23 protein-coding genes and 1 tRNA gene are annotated in these 23943 nt (G+C 69.7%); 13 read left to right on the plus strand and 11 right to left on the minus strand.

What is annotated here, in order from left to right:
* Positions 1-1066 precede the first annotated feature (1066 nt).
* From EDD29_RS34445 to EDD29_RS34460, 4 genes are all read right to left on the minus strand, one after another.
* Positions 1067-2092: a DUF2637 domain-containing protein gene (locus EDD29_RS34445; RefSeq protein WP_123668434.1), complete on the minus strand. Its 1026-nt coding sequence runs from the start codon at positions 2090-2092 to the stop codon at positions 1067-1069.
* A 153-nt stretch (positions 2093-2245) separates the two neighbouring features.
* Positions 2246-2734, minus strand: a complete 489-nt coding sequence (locus EDD29_RS34450) for a hypothetical protein (protein ID WP_148086189.1) — start codon at positions 2732-2734, stop codon at positions 2246-2248.
* A gap of 94 nt (positions 2735-2828) precedes the next feature.
* Positions 2829-3254: a VOC family protein gene (locus EDD29_RS34455; RefSeq protein ID WP_123668436.1), complete on the minus strand. Its 426-nt coding sequence runs from the start codon at positions 3252-3254 to the stop codon at positions 2829-2831.
* A gap of 4 nt (positions 3255-3258) precedes the next feature.
* Positions 3259-4140, minus strand: a complete 882-nt coding sequence (locus tag EDD29_RS34460; RefSeq protein ID WP_123668437.1) for a helix-turn-helix domain-containing protein — start codon at positions 4138-4140, stop codon at positions 3259-3261.
* Positions 4141-4223: 83 nt separating this feature from the next.
* On the opposite strand from EDD29_RS34460, the gene EDD29_RS34465 reads away from it, so the two are divergent.
* Positions 4224-4296 (plus strand) — tRNA-Val (locus tag EDD29_RS34465).
* Positions 4297-4390: 94 nt separating this feature from the next.
* The gene (locus tag EDD29_RS34470; RefSeq protein ID WP_123668438.1) at positions 4391-4834 is read left to right on the plus strand and encodes a hypothetical protein; all 444 of its coding nucleotides are present in this window, start codon (positions 4391-4393) and stop codon (positions 4832-4834) included.
* A 179-nt stretch (positions 4835-5013) separates the two neighbouring features.
* Here EDD29_RS34470 and EDD29_RS34475 read toward each other — a convergent pair whose 3' ends face one another.
* A complete protein-coding gene (locus EDD29_RS34475) occupies positions 5014-5922 on the minus strand; it encodes a proteasome assembly chaperone family protein (protein ID WP_425454994.1) in 909 nt (302 codons plus the stop codon).
* 123 nt (positions 5923-6045) lie between these two features.
* Positions 6046-6993, minus strand: coding sequence for a phosphoribulokinase (locus EDD29_RS34480; protein ID WP_123668440.1), 948 nt, complete (start codon positions 6991-6993; stop codon positions 6046-6048).
* 141 nt (positions 6994-7134) lie between these two features.
* Here EDD29_RS34480 and EDD29_RS34485 point away from each other — a divergent pair, with 141 nt between their 5' ends.
* Together EDD29_RS34485 and EDD29_RS34490 are read left to right on the plus strand one after the other, a co-directional pair.
* Entirely contained in the window at positions 7135-7791 is a 657-nt protein-coding gene (locus EDD29_RS34485) for a response regulator (protein WP_123668441.1), read from the plus strand.
* Positions 7788-8450 (plus strand): sensor histidine kinase, encoded by a 663-nt coding sequence (locus EDD29_RS34490; protein WP_123668442.1) that lies wholly within the window; start codon positions 7788-7790, stop codon positions 8448-8450. The genes EDD29_RS34485 and EDD29_RS34490 overlap by 4 nt, the downstream gene beginning before the upstream one ends.
* Before the next feature lie 2 nt (positions 8451-8452).
* Here EDD29_RS34490 and EDD29_RS34495 read toward each other — a convergent pair whose 3' ends face one another.
* The gene (locus EDD29_RS34495) at positions 8453-9544 is read right to left on the minus strand and encodes a DUF6879 family protein (RefSeq protein ID WP_148086190.1); all 1092 of its coding nucleotides are present in this window, start codon (positions 9542-9544) and stop codon (positions 8453-8455) included.
* The gene (locus EDD29_RS34500) at positions 9544-10350 is read right to left on the minus strand and encodes a GNAT family N-acetyltransferase (protein WP_246053152.1); all 807 of its coding nucleotides are present in this window, start codon (positions 10348-10350) and stop codon (positions 9544-9546) included. The genes EDD29_RS34495 and EDD29_RS34500 overlap by 1 nt, the downstream gene beginning before the upstream one ends.
* A gap of 66 nt (positions 10351-10416) precedes the next feature.
* Here EDD29_RS34500 and EDD29_RS34505 point away from each other — a divergent pair, with 66 nt between their 5' ends.
* Genes EDD29_RS34505 through EDD29_RS34525 form a run of 5 tightly spaced genes read left to right on the plus strand, consistent with a single transcriptional unit; the run spans position 10417 to position 16014 of the window.
* Complete coding sequence (locus EDD29_RS34505) at positions 10417-11226, plus strand: SCO2525 family SAM-dependent methyltransferase (protein WP_170201696.1); 810 nt, start codon at positions 10417-10419, stop codon at positions 11224-11226.
* 56 nt (positions 11227-11282) lie between these two features.
* Positions 11283-13088, plus strand: a complete 1806-nt coding sequence (locus EDD29_RS34510; RefSeq protein ID WP_148086191.1) for an SCO2524 family protein — start codon at positions 11283-11285, stop codon at positions 13086-13088.
* Complete coding sequence (locus EDD29_RS34515; protein ID WP_246053153.1) at positions 13072-14004, plus strand: SCO2523 family variant P-loop protein; 933 nt, start codon at positions 13072-13074, stop codon at positions 14002-14004. The genes EDD29_RS34510 and EDD29_RS34515 overlap by 17 nt, the downstream gene beginning before the upstream one ends.
* Positions 14001-14975, plus strand: coding sequence for an SCO2522 family protein (locus tag EDD29_RS34520; RefSeq protein ID WP_211360098.1), 975 nt, complete (start codon positions 14001-14003; stop codon positions 14973-14975). Before EDD29_RS34515 ends, EDD29_RS34520 begins: the two co-directional genes overlap by 4 nt.
* A complete protein-coding gene (locus EDD29_RS34525) occupies positions 14953-16014 on the plus strand; it encodes an SCO2521 family protein (protein WP_123668447.1) in 1062 nt (353 codons plus the stop codon). The genes EDD29_RS34520 and EDD29_RS34525 overlap by 23 nt, the downstream gene beginning before the upstream one ends.
* Here the strand turns inward: EDD29_RS34525 and EDD29_RS34530 are convergent.
* A complete protein-coding gene (locus tag EDD29_RS34530) occupies positions 15983-17149 on the minus strand; it encodes an NAD(P)/FAD-dependent oxidoreductase (RefSeq protein ID WP_123668448.1) in 1167 nt (388 codons plus the stop codon). The two genes, EDD29_RS34525 and EDD29_RS34530, sit on opposite strands and share 32 nt — an antisense overlap.
* Before the next feature lie 489 nt (positions 17150-17638).
* Positions 17639-18490 carry a LysR family transcriptional regulator gene (locus tag EDD29_RS34535; protein WP_123668449.1) on the minus strand — a complete coding sequence of 284 codons (852 nt, stop codon included), beginning with the start codon at positions 18488-18490 and terminating at the stop codon, positions 17639-17641.
* Between the two features lie 96 nt (positions 18491-18586).
* Here EDD29_RS34535 and EDD29_RS34540 point away from each other — a divergent pair, with 96 nt between their 5' ends.
* The 4 genes from EDD29_RS34540 (at position 18587) to EDD29_RS34555 (ending at position 22771) form a co-directional block, all read left to right on the plus strand.
* A complete protein-coding gene (locus EDD29_RS34540; RefSeq protein ID WP_123668450.1) occupies positions 18587-20008 on the plus strand; it encodes a form I ribulose bisphosphate carboxylase large subunit in 1422 nt (473 codons plus the stop codon).
* Positions 20009-20022: 14 nt separating this feature from the next.
* Positions 20023-20439, plus strand: a complete 417-nt coding sequence (locus EDD29_RS34545) for a ribulose bisphosphate carboxylase small subunit (RefSeq protein WP_123668451.1) — start codon at positions 20023-20025, stop codon at positions 20437-20439.
* Between the two features lie 17 nt (positions 20440-20456).
* A complete protein-coding gene (gene cbbX, locus EDD29_RS34550) occupies positions 20457-21395 on the plus strand; it encodes a CbbX protein (protein ID WP_246053154.1) in 939 nt (312 codons plus the stop codon).
* Between the two features lie 74 nt (positions 21396-21469).
* A complete protein-coding gene (locus EDD29_RS34555; protein WP_123668452.1) occupies positions 21470-22771 on the plus strand; it encodes an HD-GYP domain-containing protein in 1302 nt (433 codons plus the stop codon).
* A gap of 9 nt (positions 22772-22780) precedes the next feature.
* Here the strand turns inward: EDD29_RS34555 and EDD29_RS34560 are convergent, their stop codons facing one another.
* Complete coding sequence (locus tag EDD29_RS34560) at positions 22781-23734, minus strand: hypothetical protein (protein ID WP_148086192.1); 954 nt, start codon at positions 23732-23734, stop codon at positions 22781-22783.
* Positions 23735-23943: the final 209 nt, after the last annotated feature.

A 23943-nucleotide genomic window follows, 5' to 3' on the forward strand; every position in this document is an offset into this window, starting at 1 on the left:
GAGTTGATTCGACCTGCCGGGAAGGAGCCATCCGCGCCGGCACGACATGGACCGCGGTTCCGGCAGAGCACGATCGATCCTTAGCACAGAGGGAACAAGACGGTCGCCCTTGCGAAAGAGCCGACCTTTCGCAGACGACGATCCGTCATCGGTTCGCACAGGACGAACACGAGCCACGGCGCCAACACACAGAAAAGGAGGCACCGCTCATGAAATTTGCCGATGCACCGTGGCTGGGCCTGGTGGGGCGGTGTTCCGTCGACTGCGGCCCCGAGAAGGGGGTCGTAGCCCGGAGAGAGGGCGTAGCCCGGAGAGAGGGCGTAGCCCGGAGAGAGGGCGTAGCCCGGAGAGAGGGCGTAGCCCGGAGAGAGGGCGTAGCCCGGAGAGAGGGCGTAGCCCGGAGAGAGGGCGTAGCCCGGAGAGAGGGCGTAGCCCGGAGAGAGGGCGTAGCCCGGAGAGAGGGCGTAGCCCGGAGAGAGGGCGTAGCCCGGAGAGAGGGCGTAGCCCGGAGGGGTGGGGCCGGCTGTGGGGCGTGGCCCGAGGACGGGGGAGCCCCGGGGGTAGGGGCCCGGGGGCGGGGTCGGTGGGGGCCTGCGGTGGTGAGGCGGTCGGGATCTGGGCGGGGGTTCGCGGGGCGGGGTGGGGTGGGGAGGTGCGGGGTTCTGGGGCGGCTCGTTGGCGGACGGGGCTGGGCTGGGGAGCGTCGTTCGTCGGGTGTGGGGGCTCGGCGACGGCTGGGGCTCGGTCGGGGATCGGGGTGCTCGAGTGGTGCGGAAGTCGCGGGGAGTGTGCGGGAAATGGGGTCGGTGGGGCCAGGACGGGAAAGGGGTCAAGGCGCGGGGGGTGGGCTTCCGTGGCGGGCTTCTGGGGTGCGGGATGCGGGGGCAGGGGGCGGGACGGGATGAAGGCTCGGGCGGGCTGGCGGGCTGTCGGGCTGGGGTGAGGGGCGGGAAGGGGTGGGTGAGGGCTGGGGAAGGGGGTGAAGGGGGTGAAGGAAAAAGGGGGCGGAAAGGCGAAAGCCGGACGCCTCCGTGGAGGGGTCCGGCTTTCGCCCTGGGGATGAGGGTCAGGCGCGCCAGTTGCGGACGAGGTCGCGCAGGGCGACCCGGTCGAACTCGACGCCGAGGTCGGTGAGCTCCTGGGCGACGAGCTTGCCGTCGGGGCCGTGCTTGGCCACGAGGCGGTAGGCGAAGTACGGGAACCAGTGGTTCTCGCGGATCTTGAGCACCTCGGTCTCGTCGATGGCGTAGCCGTCGGCGGCGAGGTCGGCGCAGGTCTTCGTGACGTCGCCGTTGTGCTTGTTCAGCGCCTCGGTGACGATCGTGCGCATGGTGCCGGGGTCCGGCTGGGCCTTGAGGTCGGCGACCGGCTCCAGCAGGTCCACGAAGGTCTGCTCGGCGGGCGACTCCGCGGAGGACGAGTCCGGGGACTCGGCCTTGGCGTGCTTCGGCGACGTGCCGGGCGCGGCCGCGGCCGCGACGGTCTCGGCCTCGGGCGCCTGGGCCGTGGTGGCCGCGTTGACGAGCGGGTCGGCGAGCTGCTCGGCCGGGGCCTCCAGCTGGGCGACGCGCACGGCGCTCGCGGTGATCTGACGAGGCTCGGCCGCCCCCTCCAGCTCCTTGATGGAGTCGTCCTCGGCGTGCTGGAGGTCGACCACCACGTAGCGGTGCAGGGTGCGCAGCAGGACGAACAGGCCGAGCATCGACACTATCGGCGGAACGGCTGCCGTCGCCTGGTAGGAGAAGTCCTTGTTCAGCACGTGGCCGACGTTGAAGACCAGCGAGGCGGTCCACCCGGCGAGCGCGATGAACAGCGGCAGCATGAAGTCGAGCCAGGACAGGAGGGTCTTGCGGATGGCGTAGGCGTCGAGCGCGAGCAGGAACAGGCCCAGCTCGCCGACGATGATGAACAGGTCGACCAGCAGCGGGAACGACGCGGCCTTCCAGCCGGTCAGCCCGTGCTCGATGGCCCACTGGTACAGACCGGAATACGACTGGGCGAAACCACCACCGGTCGCGGTGAGGACCGCGGCGGCCATCAGGCCCACCGCAGCCCATCGAGTAATGGCTTTGGCCTTGATGGCGGTGCTCATCTGGGGGCTCCACTCTCACTCTTGAGATGACCTTGCAGGAGAATATCCCTCCCCAAGCCCCTCAGGAGTTGACTTCCCGGCCTTTGTTCACTTCGTTGCCGAGCCGACGCACACGGGTGCCCCATCGCCACCGCCCTTCCGGTGTGATGACGATCATGTGCCGGACAGCCCCAGAACGTCGGCGACCCTCGGCATGAGCACGCCGAGGACGATGATCGCGCCGCCGCCGATCTTGACGGCCTGGTCGGTGAACTGGGTGAACGGGTTGCCCGGCATCGCCGCGGCCCACGCGGTGAAGGCGACCACCGCGAACAGCAGCAGCGCGAGGGTGACGCCCAGGCTGCGCGCCGGAGGCCCGTCGGGGCCCGCGACGGCACGGCGGCGCTGAAGGTAGGCGAGGAAGTAGAAGGCGAAGACGAGTGCGAGTCCGACGCCGAAGACCGTCCACTTGGCTACGGGTTCGTGCGGGTCGATGAAGGCCCACAGCGCCAGGTAGACGGCGACGGCCTCGGAAGGGATGAACGCCGCCACCCGGTTGAGGGCGGTGTCCTTGCTGTAGGCGGAAGAGAGCCCGGTCTCTCCCGGAGACGCCTTCACTGCCTCGGCTGTCACGGCGGCCTGCGCCATGTTCGTCACGCTCATACCGGGTACATCGCCTTGAGATGATCTACCGTTATGGCCCGGCTCGTCCGACGTGGACGGACCGGGCGGCCGGATCAGGACGGGGCGACGCGTCTCACGGGGAACGTGGGTGCCCCCGGTAGGTGCCGAAGCTCCACAGGTTGCCCTCGGGGTCGCGGACGGAGAAGTCCCGGGAGCCGTAGTCGGTGTCCTGGAGGCCCGACACGAGCGTCGCGCCGGCCTTCATGGCCCGGTCGAACAGCGCGTCGGGCTCGTCGGTGACGACGTAGGCCCCGAACGTGCCGGGCGGGAGGGCGAACAGGTCGTCGGGCCCGCGCCGGGCGGAGCCGAGCATGACGCCGCCGCCCGGCGGCCAGGCCAGCTCGGCGTGGTGCACGATGTCCCCCTCCCCGTAGCTGACGACCTCCTCGAAGCCGAACGCCTCGATGAGGAAGGTGATGAGCCCGCGCGCGTCCTCGGCCCGAAGGCTGGGCCAGACCTGCGGCGCGGGGGCCGTCTGGGATGTCGTTGTCTCGCTCATGGCCTCACTGTCTCCCCGGGAGCCCTGACGGGTCTTGTACGGATCGGTCCTCTCCGTACTCCACCTCCCCCGGCTCCGCCTCCCCGAACAGCGAGGTCTCCCCGAACTCCGCGGCGGCGTACCGCAGCGGGGGCAGGCCGGTGAACGCGCGGAACTCCCTGCTGAGGTGGGCCTGGTCGGTGTAGCCGGCGGCGAAGGCGAGTTCCGCGAGGCCGAGCGGGGCGCCGCGGACCGTCCGTGCCCGCAGCGTGGTCCGCGCCGCGTCGAAGCGGACGATCCGCCTCAGCGCGCTAGGCGGCATCCCTACCTGCTCGGTGAACCGCCGCCGTAGGTAGCGCTCGCTCCACCCGGTCTCGGCGGCCAGGTCGGCGACGCCGACGGCCCCGCGCGTCTGGAGCAGCCGCCGCCACCCGAACGCCACCTCGGGCCGCACCTCGCCGGCCCCGCGCCGGTCGAGCCTCCCCAGCAGGAACTCCTCGATCAGCGTGAACCGCGCGGGCCAGTCCGCGGCCTCGCCCAGCCTCTCCCGGAGGACCGCCAGGCCGGGCAGCACGGCCGCCCCCTCGACGTTGGCGAAGGCGAGCTCCCCAGCCGGGAGACCGAGGAGCGCACTAGCGCCGAGCGGGCTGAGGGAGACCTGGACGCCCTCCTGACGCCCGTCATGGACGATCGTCTCGGGATCGAGGTGGAGGCCGCCGACGAGATCGGGGTAGCCGCGCAGGCCGGTGCCGCGGGCGAGCACGAGGGGCTCGTCCCAGGTGAGGATCATGGTGAGCCACGGGGACGCCACGCCGCGGTGGATTCCCGGCTCACCGCCTGCCTGGCGGTAGCCGTGCACCGGGCCGAGCAGGGGCCGCAGGACGGGCCCCGGACGCCACGAGACCATCTCCACCCTTCCACGGTACGCATCCGGGAGGGGGACGGCGAGTACGGGAAGGCCGCCGAAGACGGTATTGTCTCTTGCGTCAAGGGGCTGTGGCGCAGTTGGTAGCGCGGCGAGCTTACACCTCGTAGGTCGTCGGTTCGAGTCCGGCCAGCCCCACTCCGCACCTCCTCGGGTTCCCGTTTCCCATCGAACCGGAACCTCCTGCCGTACGTCTCATCACACGTATGACCCCCCAGGAGAGAGGCACCCGGTGGAAACCGTCCTCATCGTTGTCGTGGCGCTCGTCCCACTGGAGCTCAGCGTGGTCGCGCTGATCGTGGCGCACGTGATCCGCAAGTCGCGGCGCGCCGCCTACGACGTGATCACCGCGCCCTATCGCGGTGGCGCGGCCGGGCCGGGATACCGCCAAGGCCCGTTCTCCTCCGGTGGATCGCCCTTCGACGCGTTCTTCGCCGACGCGGGCCGGCCCGGCCCGTCCTACGAGCACCACGGGCACCACGGTTCCCACGGGCATCACGGTTCCCACGGGCATCACGATCACGGCTCCTGGGGCCACCACGACCACGGCTCGTCGTCCCACTCGTCATATTCCGACTACGGGAGCTCCAGCTCTTCGGACTCTTCCAGTTCCGCCGACTCCTCCGGCGGCTCGAGCTCGTCGGACTCCGGCTCGTCCGGCGGTTCCTCCGACTGATTCGGACGTGGAACGGAACCAGGATCAGGGCAAAGCCGTCAGAGGAGCATGATCGCCGTTATCGTCGCCGTGCTCGTCGTCCTCCTCATCAACCGCCGCAGGGCCTGCGGGAGGAACTGACGAGAGAAGGCCGAGCCCCCAGGGGCTCGGCCTTCTTCATGTCCGTGCGGGGAGTCCCCTCAGGAGTCGCCGTCCTGCTCGGCGAGGAAGCGCTCGAACTGGGCGGCGAGTTCGTCGGCCGTGGGCATCGGGGTCTCCTCGGCGAGGAGCGACTCGCGGTCCATCGACCCGGCGAACGCGTCGTACTGCTGCTCCAGCGCCTCGACGACCTTCTTCACCTCTTCCGAGCCCGCCACCTGCGAGGCGATCTCCCGGTCGGTCTCGGCGGCGGCGTCGCGCAGCGCGTCGCCGGGGATCGCCAGGCCGGTGGCGTTGACCACGGTCTCCAGGGCCGTCACCGCGGCTCCCGGGTAGGCCGACTGGGCCAGGTAGTGCGGCACGTGGACGGCGAAGCCCATCGCGTCGTGCCCCGACTCGCCGAGGCGCAGCTCCAGCAGCGCCGCGGCGCTCGCGGGCACCTGCACCTTGCCGAACGGCGACTTGGGCCAGGTCAGCAGCTCGGGCTTGGTCGCGTGCGCGGTGAGCCCGATCGGCCTGGTGTGCGGCACGCCCATCGGGATGCCGTGCACGGTCACCGCGAGCCGCACCCCGAACTTCTCCACGAGGGACGTCACCGCGGACACGAAGGTGTCCCAGGCGCGGTCGGGCTCGGGCCCGGCCAGCAGCAGGAACTCCTGGCCCACCGAGTCCTCGACGAGGTGGAGCCGAAGGACCGGCTTCTCGTAGTCGGTGTAGTGGTCTCCGTCGAAGGTCAACATGGGACGGCGGGCGCGGTAGTCGATCAGCTCGTCCAGGTCGAACGTGGCGAGCACCCGGTGCTCCAGCGTCTCCAGGATGTGGTCGCGCACCAGCCTGCCCGCCGATCCGGCGTCCATGAAGCCGTCAAGGCTGTGCAGCAGCACCGGGTGGTCGAGCGAGGGCAAATCCGCTTCCAGCCGGTACAGATCCTCGGGGCGCAGCGGACCCACCTCCCAGAAAAATCGCCGATGTCGGGTGTCCAACACCAACATAGTGCAGGGAGCTTTTCATCCCGCCTGGAGAAACCCGCTGCCGGGGTGGCCCCCACGAGGGGTCGGGGGCCACCGGAACGGTCAGTCGCGCGGGCGGAGGCGGTCGGCGTTGATCAGGTGGTACAGCAGCAGGAGCTGGGTGATCGCCACGGGATCGCTCACCGTCCCGTCGGCGAGCGCGCCCAGGCCGTCGGGGCAGGGAGCGGCCACCTCGAGCCGCTCCCAGATCGCCTTCTTGACGATCTCGGCCTCGGCCGGGGCGACGTCGCCATGGACGTGCAGGGAGTCCACCGGCCTTCCGTCGGTGTCGCGCAGCAGCTTCAGGTGCAGCGCGTCGGCGTCGGCGACGACGTCGGTGAGCGGCGGGTGGTCGATCGTCGGGCGCAGCAGCAGCTCCGCCGACAGCGGCGCGTCCGGCGGGTCCGCGCGCCCGGCGAGCGGCCCGAAACGCACCACGATGTCGGCGTTGCGGCGCTGCGGCCGGATGAACGCCGCGCTCTCCCCCGCCCGCCTGCGCATCTCCTCGGCGACCTGCTCGGGGGTGTAGCCGCGCTTGGTGGTGTCGCGCTGGACCTTCCAGGCGAACCGCTGCTCCTCGGGAGGGTCGAGGTAGACGGTGATGTCGAAGCAGGCCCGCGCCATCTTGCTGTAGAGCGGCAGCAGCCCTTCGACGATCACGAAGTCCTTCGGCTCGACCAGTTCCGGCCGCACCAGCCGTCCGGTGCCGTGGTCGTAGACGGGCTTGAGGATCGGCTCCCCCATCGCCAGGAGCTGGAGGTGCTGCTCCATCACCTCGATGTGGTTGCAGTCGGGGTGCAGCGCGGTGAACGGCTTGTTCCTGCGCTCCTCCCGGTCGTAGCGGTGGTAGTCGTCGACGCACACCGCGGTCATCCGGTCCTCGCCGAGGCATTCGACGAGTCCCCTGGTCAGAGTGGTCTTCCCGGCGGCGCTGTCGCCCGCGATCGCGAGCATCACCGGGCGGCGTCCAGCGCCGCGGGCGCGCAGCATGTGCACGATGCGGTGGGGCATTCGTCCTCCTCGACGTCCGGGCCTCACCGCGAAGGTAGGACGCCTGTGAGAAGTGCCCCTCACCCCGGGGAGGGAACCGAGGGGTGAAGGGTTCACCCCCGCTCACTACTGGCCGGTAACGAAGCTTGTTATGTTGCGGGGATGGCCGCCCCAGTACGTGTCGTGCTCGTCGACGACCATGCGATGATCCTCGCCGGACTCCAGGCGATGCTGTCCGGTTTCAGCGGCCGGGTGCGGGTGATCGGCCAAGCCGCCGAACCCGCCTCGGCGACCCGCCTCGTCACCACGCTGCGCCCCGACATCGTGCTGCTCGACGTGCGGCTCGGCGCGCACAGCGGGCTCGACCTGTGCCGGTCGCTGTCGGCCGCCGCGCCCGCCTCCCGCGTCGTCTTCCTCTCGGTGTACGACGACGAGCAGTACGTCTTCGAGGCGTTGCGCGCGGGCGCCGCGGGCTACCTCCTCAAACGGGTGGACGGGATCGAGCTCGTCCGGCGGCTGGAGGAGGTCGCCGGAGGCGAGACCGTCGTGGACCCGACGCTCGCCGGGCGGATGGCCGCGAGCGTCGCCCGGCTGAACCGGGGCGAGTTCTGGCCGGGCGCCCACCGCGGCCTCACCCAGCGGGAGAGCGAAGTGCTCTCCCTGCTCGTCGGGGGGCTGTCGAACCGGGCCATCGCCGGACGGCTGCACCTTTCGGAGGAGACCGTCAAAAGCCATCTGCGCACGCTGTACCGCAAGCTCGAGGTGGCCGACCGGGCCGCGGCGATCGCGGTGGCGCTGCGCGAGGGCCTGTTCCGGTGAGCGCCGAGGAGTTCGCCGAACGCGCCATCGAGGCGCAGGAGGCCGAGCGCGCGAGGCTCGCCCGCGAGATCCACGACGGCATCGCCCAGCGCCTCGCCAGCGTCGGCTTCCATCTCTCAGCCGCGCTAGGCGCCCTGCCGCCTTCGGGCGGGCCGTCAGCGCACGAGGCCCGACGGCAGATAGAGGCGGCAAGGGAACTCGCCGGACTCGCCTTCGCCGAGACCCGCGCCGCCATCGCCGGCCTGCGCCCGCCCGTCCTCGACGACCTGGGCCTGTCCGCCGCCCTCGCCGGGCTCGCCCGCGAGGCGAGCGCCCGCCAGCCTTCCCTCGACGTCACGGTGACCGTCTCCGGCGAACTGGACGCCCCCCTCCCCGACCACCTCCAGACGGCCCTCTACCGGATCGCCCAGGAAGCCGTCGCCAACGTCCTCCGCCACGCCGCGGCCCTCTCGGCCTCCCTCCTCCTGGAGTTCGACCGCGACCGCGTCCGCCTCATCGTCATCGACGACGGCCGCGGCTTCGACCCCCGCCTCATCCCCCCCGACTCCTACGGCCTCCGCGGCATGACCGAACGCGCCGAACTCCTCCGAGGCCGCCTCACCCTCCGCTCCCGCCCCGGCGACGGCACCACCCTCCGCACCGTCCTCCCCCTCCCCTGACCTCAGGGCTCGACGGACGGGGGCGCCTCCTGCGCCAGGACGTCGTCCGGCCCGCCCTCCCGCTCCCTGCGCTCGCGCTCCTGCTGCCCGGCGAGGTCCCACAGCCGCTCGAAGCGATGCCTGCGCTCCAGGACCGCGCCCGGGTCACTGTGCAGGTGGGTCTTCAGGAACTCCCCCGGGGCCGACGGGTCGGGGATCACCTCGTAGCGGATCGCGTCGTCGAAGAGGATGAAGTCGATCAGCGAGCTGCGCAACGGCCGGGGCACCTCGTCGTGTTGGAGCGCCCGGACGTGGATGCCGGCGTTGCGCTGCAGTTGCACGATCGGCAGGAACTCGGGACTGGTGAACTCGGCGTAGTCGCGCATGATGAACAGCCGCCGGATCCGCACCCCGCGCTGATCGACCGCGTCCTCCTGCGCCTTGAGGTAGCGCTGGCCGAGGCCGCTGGTCCAGAACCCTCCGTCGAAGGTCGCCCCTACCCCGTCGACGTTGCTGGTGCTCGTCGCGTCGAGCGAGACCGCGCACCTGCGCGTCAGCTCGAGGATCCAGTCCTGGTCCTCGCCGTCCACGTAGACGGCCTCCCCCTGGACGAGCTGCTGGATGAACCGCGAAGCCTGGTTGATCTGCTCCTCCGCCATCGCCGTCACCAGAGGCGGCGCCGGAACTCCCAGAGTGGCGGTGTGGTCCAGCAGCCGGGTGACGACCGCGTCGTCGACGGCCGAGGCCCGGACCGCCCCCAGAAGCCGGCTCGCTCGGTTGGACTGGGCGAACCTGTCATCGATCACCTCGGTCAGATGCGTGAAGCCGGCGTCGATCACCCGGGAGGCCTCGGCCAGCGACTTCTCCGCGTTCCCCAGCCTCCTGTCGAATTCAGCGAGCAGTTGGACGAGGAACCCGACGCTCCCGATCACCACGGCGAGGATCAGCGAGCCGACCGTGACCTTGCCGCCGCCCGCCAGTTCGACGGCCGCCGCCACTCCATAGCTGAAAGCGCCGAGGAGCAGCGCCACGAGCACCCGACGGACCACGCCTCCGTCGGAGGGCCCTTCCGGCGTGCCCGCAGACCCGTTCGGCGGAACCTGAACTCCGTCCATCAAGTCCTCCTGTCGACGACGTAGGAGGAGCGACCGTGAAACCCCAAGACCACGGCCCCGTCGGCCATCAGCGCCCCGAGCGTCTCCCGCAGTTCCTTGCGCCAGGCCGCGGCCTGGAGCGGGTCGGACGCCCTGAGGGCCTCGATGTCCTCCGGAGTCTGGACGAGCACCATCGCGGCGTCGGTCTCACGTCGCTCAGGCCAACCATCGCGCGAAACGAGCGCCGCCTCCGTGTCGGGTGCCACGAAAACGGACATGGGTTCTCCCCGAGCCGCGGCGACCGCCTCGGGGCAGGAGAGGTCCCAGGTCGCGAAGATCCTGTCCGACTCGTCTCCCGCGTTGATGCCGTCGGCCATCCCGCCGTAGAAGTCGGGCATGTAGCTGGTCGCGCGAGCGCCCAGCTTCACGAGGTTGAAGTAGGCGTTGCGGCGGACCAAGGGATCGAAGGTCCAGATGATGCGGTCCAGGCCCTGGCGGAGCGCCCACTCGCGCTGGTGCCTCTTCAGCGCGGTGCCCGCGCCCGTTCCCTGCAGGGCTCCGGTCATGTGGGAGACGAACCCGCCGAATTCAGGAGCACAGCGGAACCCGACGGAGGCGCCGACCATTCGGGTACCTGCGAAGGCGCCCGAAACATAATTGCCGAAGTGCGCGAACGACAGCATCACCTCTGCGGACACCGGCTCCGTCCCCGGCTCGAAGGACCAGATCCGCTGGAAGATATCCAGCGCCTGGTCGAACTCTCGATGTTTTCGCAGCTCACGGACGATAATTGGCTCCACACAGGCCTCCGCATCACTGTCCGCCACTGGTGCGACACTCTGTCAATGATTCCTATAATGCTCCTTGGATGCCCTCCGAAGGGAGCCCGGTTTATGCCCTCACCAGCCGAAGATGACCGCATACGGCCAGTGCCGCGACGTTTCAATGCCGATCTGGAGTGGGATGCGTTGGATCCGGAGGACTACTGCCGGAAAAACTACGAAAATATCCATGAGAACGATGCGGTATTCATCGTCAAACTCCGGGACTTCTTCTCCTCGAGGCTGCGCGGGCGGACCCGGCTGCGCGGAGTCGACGTGGGCGCCGGAGGCAATCTCTATCCGGCGCTGTCGATGCTGCCGTACTGCGATGAACTCACCCTGATCGACTACTCGAGGCCCAACATCCGCTGGCTTCTCGACCACACGACGGATTACGCCCCGGGACGCGTGGACATGACGGCCTGGCGCCAGTTCTGGAACGTGCTCGTCGAGGATGTGTCGTACGCCCGGGTGCCCGACCCCTGGCGGGCGCTTCGCGAACGCTCGCGCGTCCACAGGCAGTCGGTCTTCGGACTGCGCCCGGCCCAGTGGGATCTGGGCACGATGTTCTTCGTCGCCGAGTCGATCTCCGCCAGCGAGGAGGAGTTCAGGTCGGCTGTTTCCGGATTTATCGACGCGCTCAAACCCGGCGCACCGTTCGTCATGGCATTCATGGAGAAATCGGAGGGATGGCGGGTGGGAGAACGGGCCTTCCCGGCCGTTTCGGTCTGTGATAGTGATGTTCTCGACTCCATGAGTCGGGGAGCCGAGGTGCACGAACTCATTCGGCTCGGTACGGGGAACCCGCTCCGCCCGGGGTACAGCGGGATGATTCTCGTCTGCGGTACCAAAAACCCGGATCACGAGGGGATGGGCGAATGAGGATCGAGCCCCGAGAACGACTCCTCGAGGTGTGGCGGTCTGTCGCGCGGACCTCATTGCCCAAGGGTGAATGGACCTGGGGTGGGCGGCTGGAACGGAATTCCATCAGTGACGCCGAGCAACTCCTCACCATTCTCTACCCTTCTGCCTCACGCGAGTTCCTTTCTCTCGCCGACCCCAGCGCCACCCCGGATGACGTCCAGGAGGCGCTGCGGCCCATCGGCCGGGAGATCGAACTGCCGCGCACCATCGTCGAGTTGCTCATCGAGCACATCGAGTACTACTCCAACGAGGACGGCCCGTCCTTCTCCGGCGGCACCTACCTGTGGAGCAACGAGCCGGGCAAGGACCCCACCCCCGCCCAGCGCAAACTCGACGTCGTCGACTCGTTCTCGATGGCCGTCACGCTGATGCTCAGCACGCTCACCTTCACCCGCGACTTCCGCGCGGTGGCCCGCAACCCGGCGACGGGCAAACGCCTGGACTACCTGGAGGAGATCGCGCGGCGGCGCCTCACCGCCGCGATGGTCGGCCTGCTGCGCAGCTTCGTCGTCAACGTCTTCGACGCCGACTCCGACGCCGGCGAGATCCTCGTCAACACCGTCAACCAGCAGCGTCAGCCCTCACGCCAGGTGCTCAGCAGCCTGCACCGGGAACTCCAGCGGGTCCGGGCCTCGCTCGGCGAGGTCAGCATCGGCTTCGCCAAGGAGAACCTGGAGTCGCTGGAAAGCCGCAGCAGGCTCTTCGAGGTCGGCTGGACCTGGGGCGTGGCGCGGGACTCCCCCGAGGTGCTGGGCATCGACAAGGACTTCCGGCAGCGCAAGGGAGTCGCCGAGGCGGCCCCTTACCTGTACTTCACCGTCAACGCGCTGGACGGCATCTCCGACCTCTTCTCCGACCGCACGATCCAGCTCAGCCTCCTGGACGACGAGCAGCAGCGGCTCGCGGCGGCGCTGCGCCTGCGCTGGGAGGCCGCCCAGCGCTACTGGAGCACCATCGCCACCTTCGGTGAAGGGAGCGGCGGTAAGGACTGGCCGCTCCAGGACATCCCGTGGCGGACCACCGACGACCGCGAGTCGGAGTACTTCTCCCTCATGGTCAGCACCCTGGCCATCCAGGACCGGGAGAGCAACACCGCCCGCGTCTCCGAGGACGACCTCCTGCGCCTGGCGAACGCCCTCGACGAACTCGCGCAACGCGGCAGGATCACCCGCCGTGCCACCCGCAACGACCCCGCCATCTCCTTCCACCACCCGGGCCTGAGGCTGGAACTCGTCGGCAGCGCGGAACTCGACGGCGGCCCGTCCTTGCGGTGGCAGCTGTCGGACTACTCCGCCGTCCTTCTGAAGAACACCCTGCGCCTCACCGCGCTGACCCAGAACATCGCCTTGCGCGACCGCCTCATCCGGTTCTCCGAAAAGCTCTGGGACCACCTGTTCGACCGCAGGCTCAGGAGCGGTCTGGGCGAAGGGCTGTGGGACGACCCCGGGCTGGCCTACCGCGAGATCAGCGAGTCGTTCGACCGTCCGTCCTGGTACTTCACCGAACGGGTCGTGGAGTGCCTGACCCTCGCCTCCCACGTCGCCAGCAGGAAGTCTCCGCAGAGCTCCGTCCTCGAGACCGTCGCACGCGACTCCCTCAGCGAGGCCCAGTCCCGCCTCAGCTACATCACCCTTGAGCTGACCAGCGCCGGCAGCAGCAGCCTGCACAGGAGCCTCAACAAGGCCCGGCTGGACCTGGACCACGCCCAGGGGATCATCTTCGACCGGCCGGCCACCGCTCACGCGATGGCCTCCGAGGTGCTGCGCCTCCTGGAGAGACTCGACATCGCCGGTGCCGACGCGCATGAAGGGGACTTCTGACGTGTTGATCATCTCCACCTCGGACAAGGGTGGAACCGGTCGCACGGTGACCACCTGCAACGTCGCCTTCCGAAGAGCGTTGAGCGGCGACCACGTCTGTTACCTCGACTTCGACTTCGGCTCGCCCACGGCCGGGTCGATCTTCGCCATCGAACGCATCAGCCACGGCACCTTGAAGGGCGGGCTGCACAGCTACCTCAAGGGCGACGTCGAACAGGCCGAACGGATCAACGTCTGGTCGGAGAGCGCCGCCCGCGCCCTGGGGCTGAGACCCTCCGGCGTGGGAAGGCTCGTGCTTCTGCCCGGTGACCTCGGCGGCGGCGAGTTCAGCATCACCGACGAGGTCGTCGACAGGTGCAGCAGACTCCTCCAATCCCTCACCTCCGAATTCGACACCGTCTTCATGGACCTGAGCGCGGGCCGCTCCCACGCCGCCGAACTCCTCCTGCGAGTGACCTCGCCCACCGAGAAGAACGGCATCAGCGCCCGCTGGCTCGTCTTCCACCGCTGGACCCGCCAGCACGTCGCCGCGGCCGCGGGCCTCACCTTCGACGAGCGAGGGCTCCTGGACACGGGGGAACGCGTCGGGCACGACCGGACCGAGCTCTTGGAGTCGATCCGCTTCGTCCGCACCGCGGTCATCGACCCGGGGAGCAACGCCACCTCCGGCCTGTCGGCCGAGCAGGAGAACTGGCTGCACAAGGTGAACGACGAGCTCAACGACCGGGCCGTCTACCTCGAGCTGGGCGGTCAATCGGTGCTGGCCCGCATCCCGCTGGACCCGGTCCTGCAGTGGCGCGAGCAGATCCTCACCGACGAGGACGTCTACCGGCGGATCGCCAACGAGAGCACGGTCGAGGCCTTCACGGAACTCGCGGCGTCCCTCGACGACGAGGCCACCTGGAGCCGCGTGTGATCCGGCCCGAGGTCGAGGTCGAAGTCGAGACCGCGACGCCTCGTGTCGAACGGGTTCCGCGCTCGCACCTCTCCCTCGAACTCGGGCACCTGTACATGGAGGACTTCGCAGGCGGACCCGAGGTGCTGAAACGGCACTTCGCCGCCGTGAAGCCGTGGCACGACTTCCTGATGGCGCAGCACAAGGGCCTCAGGGTGAGCACCTGCTTCCTCGTCGACGAGTACTTCAGCCAGCTGAGCGGCCCGGCCGACCTGATCCCCGACCTGCTCTCCGCCGCCGCCGAGGCGGGCCTGTCCATCGATTACGTGGCGCGCGAGTCGGCGTGCGCGGTGATCGACCAGGTCTCGCCCGCGAAGCTCCTGCTCGACAGCATCGTGCCCGTCCCGGCGCAGGGCAGCGACGGCTCCGTGCCCCCGCCGCAGTACAGCGGCTGGCTCACCAACAGCGAGCACGGCATCGGTCACCGGGGCATCAGTGAGGCCATGGCGCCGGCGGCGGCCTGGACCCCGCCTCGGGAGAACGGAGCGCGCGCCCATTCCATCAGCATGGACGTGGAACTCTGGGACAAGAAGGACGGCGCTCTCCAGTGGTCCTGCGCCCATCTGTCGGCGGTGTGGCAATTGCTGCGCCTCGGCCTCCTCCGGCACGAGGGAAAGGCGGTGGTCGAGCCCGAGGACTGGACCGGCGGTGCTCTCCCCTCCGAGTGGGCGGACCTGCCCGCGGTGATCCGTCTTCCGCGGCCCGGAGCGCCCCGGCAGCGGCACAGACCGTCCTTCGCCGCCTACCGGACGCTGACGATCCTGGAGACGCGGTTCTCCAGCGTGGAGCAGGCGGTCCGGCTGATCCTCGAGCAGACGTCCATCGACCCTCTCGTCGCGGCGCAGGCCGACGAGCAGGCACGCGCCGAGGGCGTCGAGCTTCCGCCCGAGACCGTGCGGAGGATCTCCCATGTCTTCACCGACCGGTCCTGACGGCGGGATCGTCCTCGGCGAAGTGAGGACGGGCCTGATACGTCACGCGCGTTCCTTCACCGAATCGGAGGCCACGCGCCTGCTCACGCTGGTGCACGGCAAGACCGCGCGGTACACCGACTACCCTCGCCCGGTCGTGATCTCCCCCGAAAGCCTGACGGGGCTGGACTGCCCGCTGCCGACGGCCAGGGGCCGCAACGTCCGCGGGGTGGGGACCGCCGTGTCCGGCGCGGTGCTCAACGGCGGGCGCGTCCTGCAGTCGTACGCGCGAACGACCCTCGTCCCCGGTACCCACGGGCGCCGGCACAACTGGTCGCACTACCTGGCCAGGCCTGGGATCGTCGAATCGCTCAAGAGGCTCGACGCCGACGACGTCGCCGCGGGATTCGCCGGTCAGGGCCGCGGCCGGCCCGGTATCGACCTGGGCGCGGTCGCGGCGCGCACGATGGCGTCGGTCCAGGCGTCGCGCGCCCTGGACGGCGACCCACCGGTGAACGCCGCGGTCGTGTCCTGGCGCTGGGCGCTCGTACGGGCCGCCCCGGGCTCCCGCGCGCCCGTCCGCCTCACCGTCGTGGACGACCACACCCGGCTGCTCCTGCTGAACTCCGACGAGCACGACACCGACGACGTCATGGGCCTCATCCTGGACTTCGCCCTGCACGACTGGCTGCTCAGCACGGTCGAGGACGTGGTCGCCCGTGCCGACCTGGAATCCGAGGCGAGTGATCGGGCCCTGCGCCGGCTCCGCCCCGTGCTGGTCCACCTCCTCCACCACTGGATGCCCGCGGCCCGGGTGGGCGACGATCTGCTTCCCGTGTTCGAGGCGCTCGACCGGGCGCGCGGGCTCAGCCGCCGCTGGGACAACGCGGTGCGCCGGATCCGCGACAGGTTCCGGCTCGCCGAGATCCAGTCGGTGGCCGCCGCCACCGCCGAGAGCCGGGCGCTGCGCTTGAAGGTGGAGGAACTCCTCGTCCGTCCCGGTCGCGGATCGGCTCTCCCTGAGGGGATCAGGCGCGTAGGAAGCGGCGAGGATCGCTGAACGCCAGGTCGCGCAGGTCCTGTGCGGTGGGCGCGCTTCCGGCGATGATGAGCCGCAGCAGCTCGGCCGTGCGCGGCGCGAGCGTGATGCCCAGCCCGTTGTGCCCCGATGCGACCAGGATGCGGCCGGCCTCGTCCAGCCGGCCGATCAGCGGAGCCTCGTCACGGGTCGCGGGCCGGATCCCCGCGCGTGGGGTGGCCTCGCGGGCGCCGAGCTCGGCCAGGGCGGGCAGGACCCGCCTGAGGTTGGCGAGGATCTCGTCCCTGGCCCAGGGCATGCACTTGGTGTCGGTCTCACCCTTCTCGAAGGTGACGCCCACCGCCACATGGCCTTCGGCGTAAGGGGAGGCGTAAACGACGTGCTCTTCTCCGTCGACCGTGAGCAGCGCGTCGCACTGGATCCCCAGACCGTGTCCCGGCGGCACGCTGAGGTCGAGGAGCTGCCCCTTGACCGGCTGGAAGACGTCCTCCGGGAGCATGCCCAGCAGCGCGCCGCTCTGGTGCCCCGCCGCCACGACCACCTTGTCGGCCATCAGGCGCGTCCCGTCCTCCAGGGACACCTCGGCGTGCCCGGAGGATGCCGTCACCGAGCGGACCTCGCCGATCCTCAGGTCGACCCCACGGTCCGATTCCAGGACCGTGTCCAGCGCGCCGTTGAGCGCCCGCGGGTCGATCGCCAGGTCGTGGGGCTGCTCCAGCGCCCCCACGACCTCGGGGCCCAGGAGGGGTTCGCGTTCACGGGCCGCGGCGGCGTCCAGGGTGACCACCTGGATGCCGCGGCGCCGCAGGCCGGGCAGGACGTGGTCGGTCAGCCTCCGGTGCTCCTGCTCGTCGACCGCGACCTGGAGGAGCCCCACCGAGCGCGGCGTGAGCGGCAGCCCCGCCTCCGCCGCGATCCGTTCGACCCATGCGGGATAGAGATCGCGACTGCGCTGGGCGAGCCCGGCGATGCCCTCGTTCTCCCCGTCGCCCAGGTGCGGGTTGATGCCGCCCGCTGCGGCGACGGTGGCCGAACCGCAGCGCTCCCGGCTGCGCTCCACCAGGCAGATCCGCCCCAGGTCGTGCCTCACCGCCTCGGCGATGGCGGAGCCGATGACCCCGCCTCCCACCACGATGAGGTCATACCTGGGAGCCATCGACTCGTCTCTCCTTCTTTTTCGGGCCTAGCAGGTCAGACGATGGGCGCTCTATGCCGGTTCCGACAGAAAATGCGCAGAATCGCCCTACCCGAACAAGATTACTCCGCTACCGCACCGAAGATTTTACATCGCCGGAAATGCGGGGCAAGAGCAGCCGACCCGTTGACAGGCGCGCCCCACGCGAGCACCCGACATCCGTGGCACAGGACCCTCTGGGAGACCGAGAACCTCCCAGAGGATAGCGCCATCCTGCGTTTTCACCAGCACCGACATGTCCAGAATTACCCCGGCCGGCGGACCGAAAACCATTACCAGATGTGTTGGACGGTGTAGAGCTCGTCAAAAATATCCCTCCGGCGCACGCCGAATGAAGAGGTGAAAAGATGGACAATCATCACGAATACCAAATTCAATTCGACGGTATATAACAAAACGATCACATCCGTGCACTGGTATGGACCGGTACTGCCGGGAATGCGGTCGGCATCAGGCCCAGCCGGCGGTGTGGAGGTGGGTGAGGAAGAGGCGGGTCGTGGCGGTGGGGTGGGGGGCGGAGACGGCGTGCCAGGGGCGGTGGAGGGGGGTGTCGGGGGCGGGGGCCACGAGGAGGGTTCCTTCGGTGAGTTCTCGGTGGACGGCCTCGCGGTGGACGAGGGCGGCGCCGAGGCCGGCGGCGGCGCCCGCGATGACGGCGCCGTTGGAGCCGAGGACGAGGGTGGGCGGGGAGACGTCGTGCTCGGCCAGGTAGGCGTCGGCGGTGGTGCGGGTGCCGGAGCCCGGCTCGCGCAGGACCCAGGGGGTGGCGGCGAGGTCGAAGGGGAGGCCGGGGGCCATGACCACGACGAGGTCATTGGGGCGGGTGGCCAGGACCGTCGCGGAGGCTCCGGCGGGAGGGCGGCCCGCGAGTACGAGGTCGGCTTCGTGCGCGGCCAGGCTGGCCCAGACGCGGGCGCTGGGGCCGACCTCCAGGGCGAGGTCCAGCTCCGGCCACGCGCGGCGGAAACCGGCCAGGAGGGACGGGAGGACCTGGTCGGCGACGGTCGTCACGGCGGCGAGGCGTAGGCGGCCCGTCGAAGGGTCGTGTTCGCCTCTGGCCGCTGCGCGGGCCTCCTCGTGCAGGCCGAGGAGGCGGCGCGCGTAGTCGGCGTAGACGAGTCCCGCAGGGGTCAGCACGACGCCGCGCCCTGCGCGGGCCAGAAGGGGAACGCCCAGCTCACGGGCCAGGGCGGCGACGGAGGCCGACACCGCGGACTCCGTCACGTACAGGTGCTCGGCGGCGGCCCGGACGGAGCCCGTCTCGGCCAGCGCGACGAACGTGCGCAGTCTGGATTCAGTCATCGCTTAACAATCACCCCGAAACCCTTGATAGACGGCACAAGTGTCAGGGCCACATGCTTGCGGCGTCAACGGCGTTCAACGGCGGAGGAGCCGACGATGGGCAGATGGTCCGCGGGCGTGATCCCGTACGCGGAGATGGGCTACTGGCGGCCCGACTACGTGCCGAAGGACAGCGACGTGCTCGCCGCCTTCCGCATCACCCCCCAACCGGGCGTGCCCCCGGAGGAGGCGGGCGCGGCGGTGGCGGGCGAGTCTTCGACGGCCACCTGGACGGTCGTCTGGACCGACCGCCTCACCAGCTACGAGAACTACCAAGCCAAGTGCTACAGGGTCGAGCCCGTGCCGGGCACGGAAGACCAGTTCATCGCTTACATCGCCTACGACCTCGACCTCTTCGAGGAAGGCTCGATCGCCAACCTCACGTCGTCCATCATCGGCAACGTCTTCGGCTTCAAGGCGCTGCGCGCGCTGCGCCTGGAAGACATGCGGATCCCTACGCACTACGTGAAGACGTTCCAGGGTCCGGCCCACGGAATCACCATGGAGCGCGAGTACCTGGCGAAATTCGGAAGGCCGCTCCTCGGCGCGACCGTGAAGCCGAAGCTCGGCCTTTCGGCGCGCAACTACGGCCGCGTCGTCTACGAGGCCCTGCGCGGCGGCCTGGACTTCACCAAAGACGACGAGAACATCAACTCGCAGCCCTTCATGCGCTGGCGCGACCGCTTCCTGTACTGCGTGGAAGGCGTCACCAAGGCCCAGGCGGCGAGCGGCGAGATCAAGGGCCACTACCTCAACGTCACCGCCGCGACGATGGAGGACATGTACGAAAGGGCGGAGTTCGCCAAGCAGCTCGGCAGCGTCGTCGTCATGATCGACCTGACGATCGGGTACACCGCGATCCAGTCGATGGCCAAGTGGGCGCGCGCCAACGGCGTCCTGCTGCACCTGCACCGGGCGGGCCACTCCACCTACACGCGGCAGAAGAACCACGGCGTGAGCTTCCGCGTCATCGCCAAGTGGATGCGGCTGGCGGGCGTCGACCACATCCACGCCGGGACCGTCGTCGGCAAGCTCGAAGGCGACCCGTTCAGCGTCGCCGGGTTCTACGACACGCTCCGCAAGGACAAGATCGAGGCCGACCCGCGCAAGGGCCTGTACTTCGACCAGGAATGGGCGTCGATGCCCGGGGTGATGCCCGTGGCGTCCGGCGGCATCCACGCCGGGCAGATGCACCAGCTCCTGCACTACCTGGACGAGGACGTCATCCTCCAGTTCGGCGGCGGCACGATCGGCCACCCGATGGGCATCGCCGCGGGCGCGACGGCCAACCGCGTCGCGCTCGAGGCGATGATCAAGGCGCGCAACGAGGGCCGCGACTTCCTCAAGGAGGGCCCGCAGATCCTGCGCGCCGCCGCCAAGCACAGCCGCGAACTCGACGTCGCCCTGACCACGTGGGGCGACATCACCTTCACCTACGAGTCCACCGACACGCCCGACGTGCTCGAGACCCCGGTCTAGGAAGGAACGGCGACATGAGAATCACCCAGGGAGCCTTCTCCTACCTGCCTGACCTGACGGACGCCGAGATCACCCTCCAGATCGCGTACGCGCTGGACAACGGGTGGCCCTGCTCGATCGAGTACACGGACGACCCCCACCCGCGCAACAGCTACTGGGAGATGTGGGGCCTGCCCATGTTCGACCTGAAGGACCCGGCGGGCGTCCTGCTGGAGCTGAACGAGTGCCGCAAGGCCTTCCCCTCGCACTACGTGCGGCTCAACGCCTACGACGCCCGTTACGGCCGCCAGACGACGGCGATGCAGTTCCTCGTCCAGCGGCCGGCCAAGGAACCGGGGTTCAGGCTGACCCGCGAGGAGTCGGCCGACCGGCAGGTCCGCTACACCCTGCACGCCTACGCCGTCGACCGCCCTGAGGGCGAGCGGTACTAGTGACGGGAGCTCCCGCTGTGACGACCTTCGGCATGCGCCCTCCCGCCCTGGAGCCGGAAGCGACGCGGGAGCTCCTCCCCCATGACGCGGTCGTGGACCTCGCCGGGGAGCGGGCGGCCTCCGGCACCGAGGACGTCCTCACCGCCCTCGACGCCGACCTCGTCGGGCTGGCCCCGGTGAAGACCCGGATCCGCGAGATCGCCGCGCTCCTGCTCGTCGACCGCGTCCGGGCCCGGTTCGGCGTCGCGACGGGCCGGCCGAACCTCCACATGTGCTTCACCGGAGGCCCCGGGACGGGCAAGACGACCGTCGCCACGAGGATGGCCGAGCTGCTCCACCGGCTCGGCCACGTGCGCAAGGGCCATCTCGTCTCCGTGACGCGGGACGACCTCGTCGGCCAGTACGTCGGCCACACGGCGCCCAAGACCCGCGAGGTGCTCAAGCGGGCCATGGGCGGCGTCCTGTTCATCGACGAGGCGTACTCGCTGTACCGGGCGGAGAACGAGCGCGACTACGGCGTCGAGGCCATCGAGATCCTTCTCCAGGTGATGGAGAACCAGAGGGAAGACCTCGTGGTGATCCTCGCCGGGTACCGCGACAGGATGGACGCCTTCTTCTCCTCCAACCCCGGGATGGGCTCCCGCATCGCCCATCACATCGCGTTCCCCGACTACAGCACTGCCGAGCTGGAGGAGATCGGAAGGCTCATGCTCGCCTCCGAGGGCTACACACTGTCCCGTGAAGCCGAGGAGGCCTTCCGCGAGTACATCGGACTTCGCCGCGAGCAGCCCCGGTTCGCCAACGCGAGGTCCGTGCGCAACGCCATAGAGCGGGCCCGGCTACGGCACGCTGGACGGCTCGTCGAAGGCTCCGACCGCGTCGGGCTCTCCGAGCTGACGACCCTGCTTCCCTCGGATTTCAGGGCGTCCCGCGTGTTCCAGGGAGGAGCCACCTGAAACGGACGGCTCCAGTCCGACCCGTTGGGCATGTCCGCCCCCTGGCCGGTGTCCGCGCGTCTACCCTCCGGATCATGGCCGACCGTCCACCGAAGCTCCCGCTGGAGGCCCGCGTCTACGTCGCGGGGACCGTCGTGCTGGCCTGCGCGGTGATCGCGACCGCCGGGCCGATCGACTGGGACGTGTACGCGATGCTCGCCGTCCTCTTCCTCATCTGCGACGCGATGCCCGCGCGGCTCGGCGTCGACCGGGCGAAGGTGTCGATGAGCTACGCCGCGACCCTCGCCGCGGTGGTGCTGCTCGGTCCCGGCGGCGCGGCGCTCGTCGCGGTCAGCGCGGTCGCCTCGCCGCAGCCCGTGCCGCCGGTCAAGCGGCTGTTCAACGCGGCCCAGTTCGCGGTGTGCGGCTGGACGGCGGGGCTGGTCTTCGAGGCGCTCACGCCGTCCGGCGAGGACTTCGGCGCCGGGCAGATCCTGCCGTTCGCGGTGGCGCTCGGCGTGTTCGTCGTCGTGAACCTCACCCTCATCACCGGGGTGCTGCTGCTCACCGAGCCGGCCGCGGTCCGCGACCTGCTCCGCGAGATCGGCGCACTGTGCGCGGGATGTCTGGGATTCGGGTGGTTCGGCCTGCTCATCGCGGCGTCCTGGGACGTCATCGGCCTCGCCGCGCCCGTCCTCGTGCTGCTGCCCTTGTTCATCGCCACCTGGGCGATGGCCCAGGTGGCCGAGCAGAAGGCCGCTCAGGAGGCCACCCTCGCCGTGCTCTGCCAGGCCGTAGAGACGAAGGACCCTTACACCCGGGGGCACAGCGAACGCGTCTCGCGCGGCTCGGTCATGATCGCCGAGGAGCTCGGCCTCAGCGCCTCCCGCGTCGAGGCGATCCGCTTCGCGGGCATGCTGCACGACGTGGGCAAGCTCGGCGTCTCCACCAAGGTCCTCCAGAAGGACGGCAAACCGACCGACCGCGAGTTCGCCGAGATCCAGCTCCACCCGATGCGCGGACTGGAGATCGTCGGCCGCATCGACTTCCTCGACGAGGCGCTCGGCGGCATCATGCACCACCACGAACGCCTCGACGGCCAGGGCTACCCCCTCGGCCTCGTCGGCTCGGAGATCCCGGAGTTCGCCCGCATCATCGGCGTCGCCGACACCTTCGACGCCATCACCAGCACCCGCTCCTACCGCAAGGCCCGCACCGTCGAGGAGGGCATCGCCGAACTCCGCCGCTGCTCCGGCTCCGAATTCGACCCCGCCATGGTCGCCGCCTTCCTCCGCTCCCTCGCCCTCAAAGGCTGGGAACAGCCCGCCGACCCACCCGCCCCGTCCCCCTCCGCCGTCCCCGCCCCCCGAGACCACGACGACCCGGAACCCCGCTGACCAACCCCGTCAGTCTTCCACCTGGTGGGGCTCGGCCAACGCCCACAGGTCCTCGAAGGTCTTCCTGCGGTCCAGCACGTGCTCGCTGCGCGCGTTGAGGTTGGTCATCAGGTAGCCGCGCTGCGGACCGGACTCAGGGGACGGGAGCAGCTCGTACACGATCGTCCCGTCATAGATGATGACGTCGAGGCGGCTGCGCAGGACCTCGGGGATCCGGCCGATGTGCAGGGTCCTGACGTCGATGCCCACGGCCGCCTGGGACTGGAAGATCGCGAGGAACCCCGGCTCCGTGAGGTCACCGGTCTTCTCCAGCACGAACAGGCGCCGCACGGCCACTCCGCGGGACTGGATGACGTCGGCCTGGAGCTTCAGATAACGCCTGCCCTTGTCGCTCGCCCAGTACCCGTGCGAGAGCCCCGATCCGTGGCCGTCGACGGTGGCGGTGCTGATCGCGTCGATCGAGCGCCTGGCCACCCGGGTCAGGCCGAGGATCCAGTACTGGTCCTCCCCGTCCTCGTAGGTCGCCTTGCCCTTGCTGAGCTCCTCGACGAGATCCGCGGTCCGCGCGATCTCGTGCTCCACGAAGGTGAGGACGACCTCACCCGTGTCGTCGCGCAGGAGCGCGGTCTTGGCCAGCAGATCGGTGACGGACTTCGTGCTCACCCCGCAGGCGTCCACCGCGCGCAGCAGCTGGGCCGCCTCGTGGTCCTGGCTCTGCCTGACCTGCCACTCGTGCATTCCGTCCATGCGGCGTTCGAAGTCCATGAGGCGGTCGTCGAAGTCGATGAGGAGTTTGGCGAGGAAGGTGATGCCGCCGACGACGATGGACAGGGTGAGGCTGGTCGCCGGATCCTGTTCGGCGAGCAGGGAAAGGGCGAAGGTGAAGGTGCCCGTCGCACCCGCGTGAACGATCCTGCGGGCCACCTCGTTCATGCGCAGCCGCCCGCCGTCGCGCTCCACCAAGGTCGATCACCTCGTTTCCCGTCCGCCGCACCACCCTGTCCGTCACCGCCCGGTGCTCTTACCGGACGGCAAGCGGCGTGTGACTTTGATGATGCGGTCAGAAACAGGGACGAGATCACCCACATGACAACATTCCAGCGATGCGTCCACTTAAGGTCAGCGGACCGTCTCCACGGATCCGGGGGCGGCGGAGAGAGGTCGCGAAGGTG

This window comes from Actinocorallia herbida, assembly GCF_003751225.1.
Lineage (GTDB): Bacteria > Actinomycetota > Actinomycetes > Streptosporangiales > Streptosporangiaceae > Actinocorallia > Actinocorallia herbida.

What these genes read in the sequence shown, in the direction of transcription:
- EDD29_RS34445 (WP_123668434.1), bottom strand. Translation starts at nt 2,092, where the DNA reads ATGAGCACCGCCATCAAGGCCAAAGCCATTACTCGATGGGCTGCGGTG.
- EDD29_RS34545 (WP_123668451.1), top strand. Translation starts at nt 20,023, where the DNA reads ATGAGAATCACCCAGGGAGCCTTCTCCTACCTGCCTGACCTGACGGAC.
- EDD29_RS34530 (WP_123668448.1), bottom strand. Translation starts at nt 17,149, where the DNA reads ATGGCTCCCAGGTATGACCTCATCGTGGTGGGAGGCGGGGTCATCGGC.
- EDD29_RS34455 (WP_123668436.1), bottom strand. Translation starts at nt 3,254, where the DNA reads ATGAGCGAGACAACGACATCCCAGACGGCCCCCGCGCCGCAGGTCTGG.
- EDD29_RS34535 (WP_123668449.1), bottom strand. Translation starts at nt 18,490, where the DNA reads ATGACTGAATCCAGACTGCGCACGTTCGTCGCGCTGGCCGAGACGGGC.
- EDD29_RS34460 (WP_123668437.1), bottom strand. Translation starts at nt 4,140, where the DNA reads ATGGTCTCGTGGCGTCCGGGGCCCGTCCTGCGGCCCCTGCTCGGCCCG.
- EDD29_RS34485 (WP_123668441.1), top strand. Translation starts at nt 7,135, where the DNA reads ATGGCCGCCCCAGTACGTGTCGTGCTCGTCGACGACCATGCGATGATC.
- EDD29_RS34480 (WP_123668440.1), bottom strand. Translation starts at nt 6,993, where the DNA reads ATGCCCCACCGCATCGTGCACATGCTGCGCGCCCGCGGCGCTGGACGC.
- EDD29_RS34505 (WP_170201696.1), top strand. Translation starts at nt 10,417, where the DNA reads ATGCCCTCACCAGCCGAAGATGACCGCATACGGCCAGTGCCGCGACGT.
- EDD29_RS34540 (WP_123668450.1), top strand. Translation starts at nt 18,587, where the DNA reads ATGGGCAGATGGTCCGCGGGCGTGATCCCGTACGCGGAGATGGGCTAC.
- EDD29_RS34450 (WP_148086189.1), bottom strand. Translation starts at nt 2,734, where the DNA reads ATGAGCGTGACGAACATGGCGCAGGCCGCCGTGACAGCCGAGGCAGTG.
- EDD29_RS34525 (WP_123668447.1), top strand. Translation starts at nt 14,953, where the DNA reads ATGTCTTCACCGACCGGTCCTGACGGCGGGATCGTCCTCGGCGAAGTG.
- EDD29_RS34555 (WP_123668452.1), top strand. Translation starts at nt 21,470, where the DNA reads ATGGCCGACCGTCCACCGAAGCTCCCGCTGGAGGCCCGCGTCTACGTC.
- EDD29_RS34515 (WP_246053153.1), top strand. Translation starts at nt 13,072, where the DNA reads ATGAAGGGGACTTCTGACGTGTTGATCATCTCCACCTCGGACAAGGGT.
- EDD29_RS34495 (WP_148086190.1), bottom strand. Translation starts at nt 9,544, where the DNA reads ATGGACGGAGTTCAGGTTCCGCCGAACGGGTCTGCGGGCACGCCGGAA.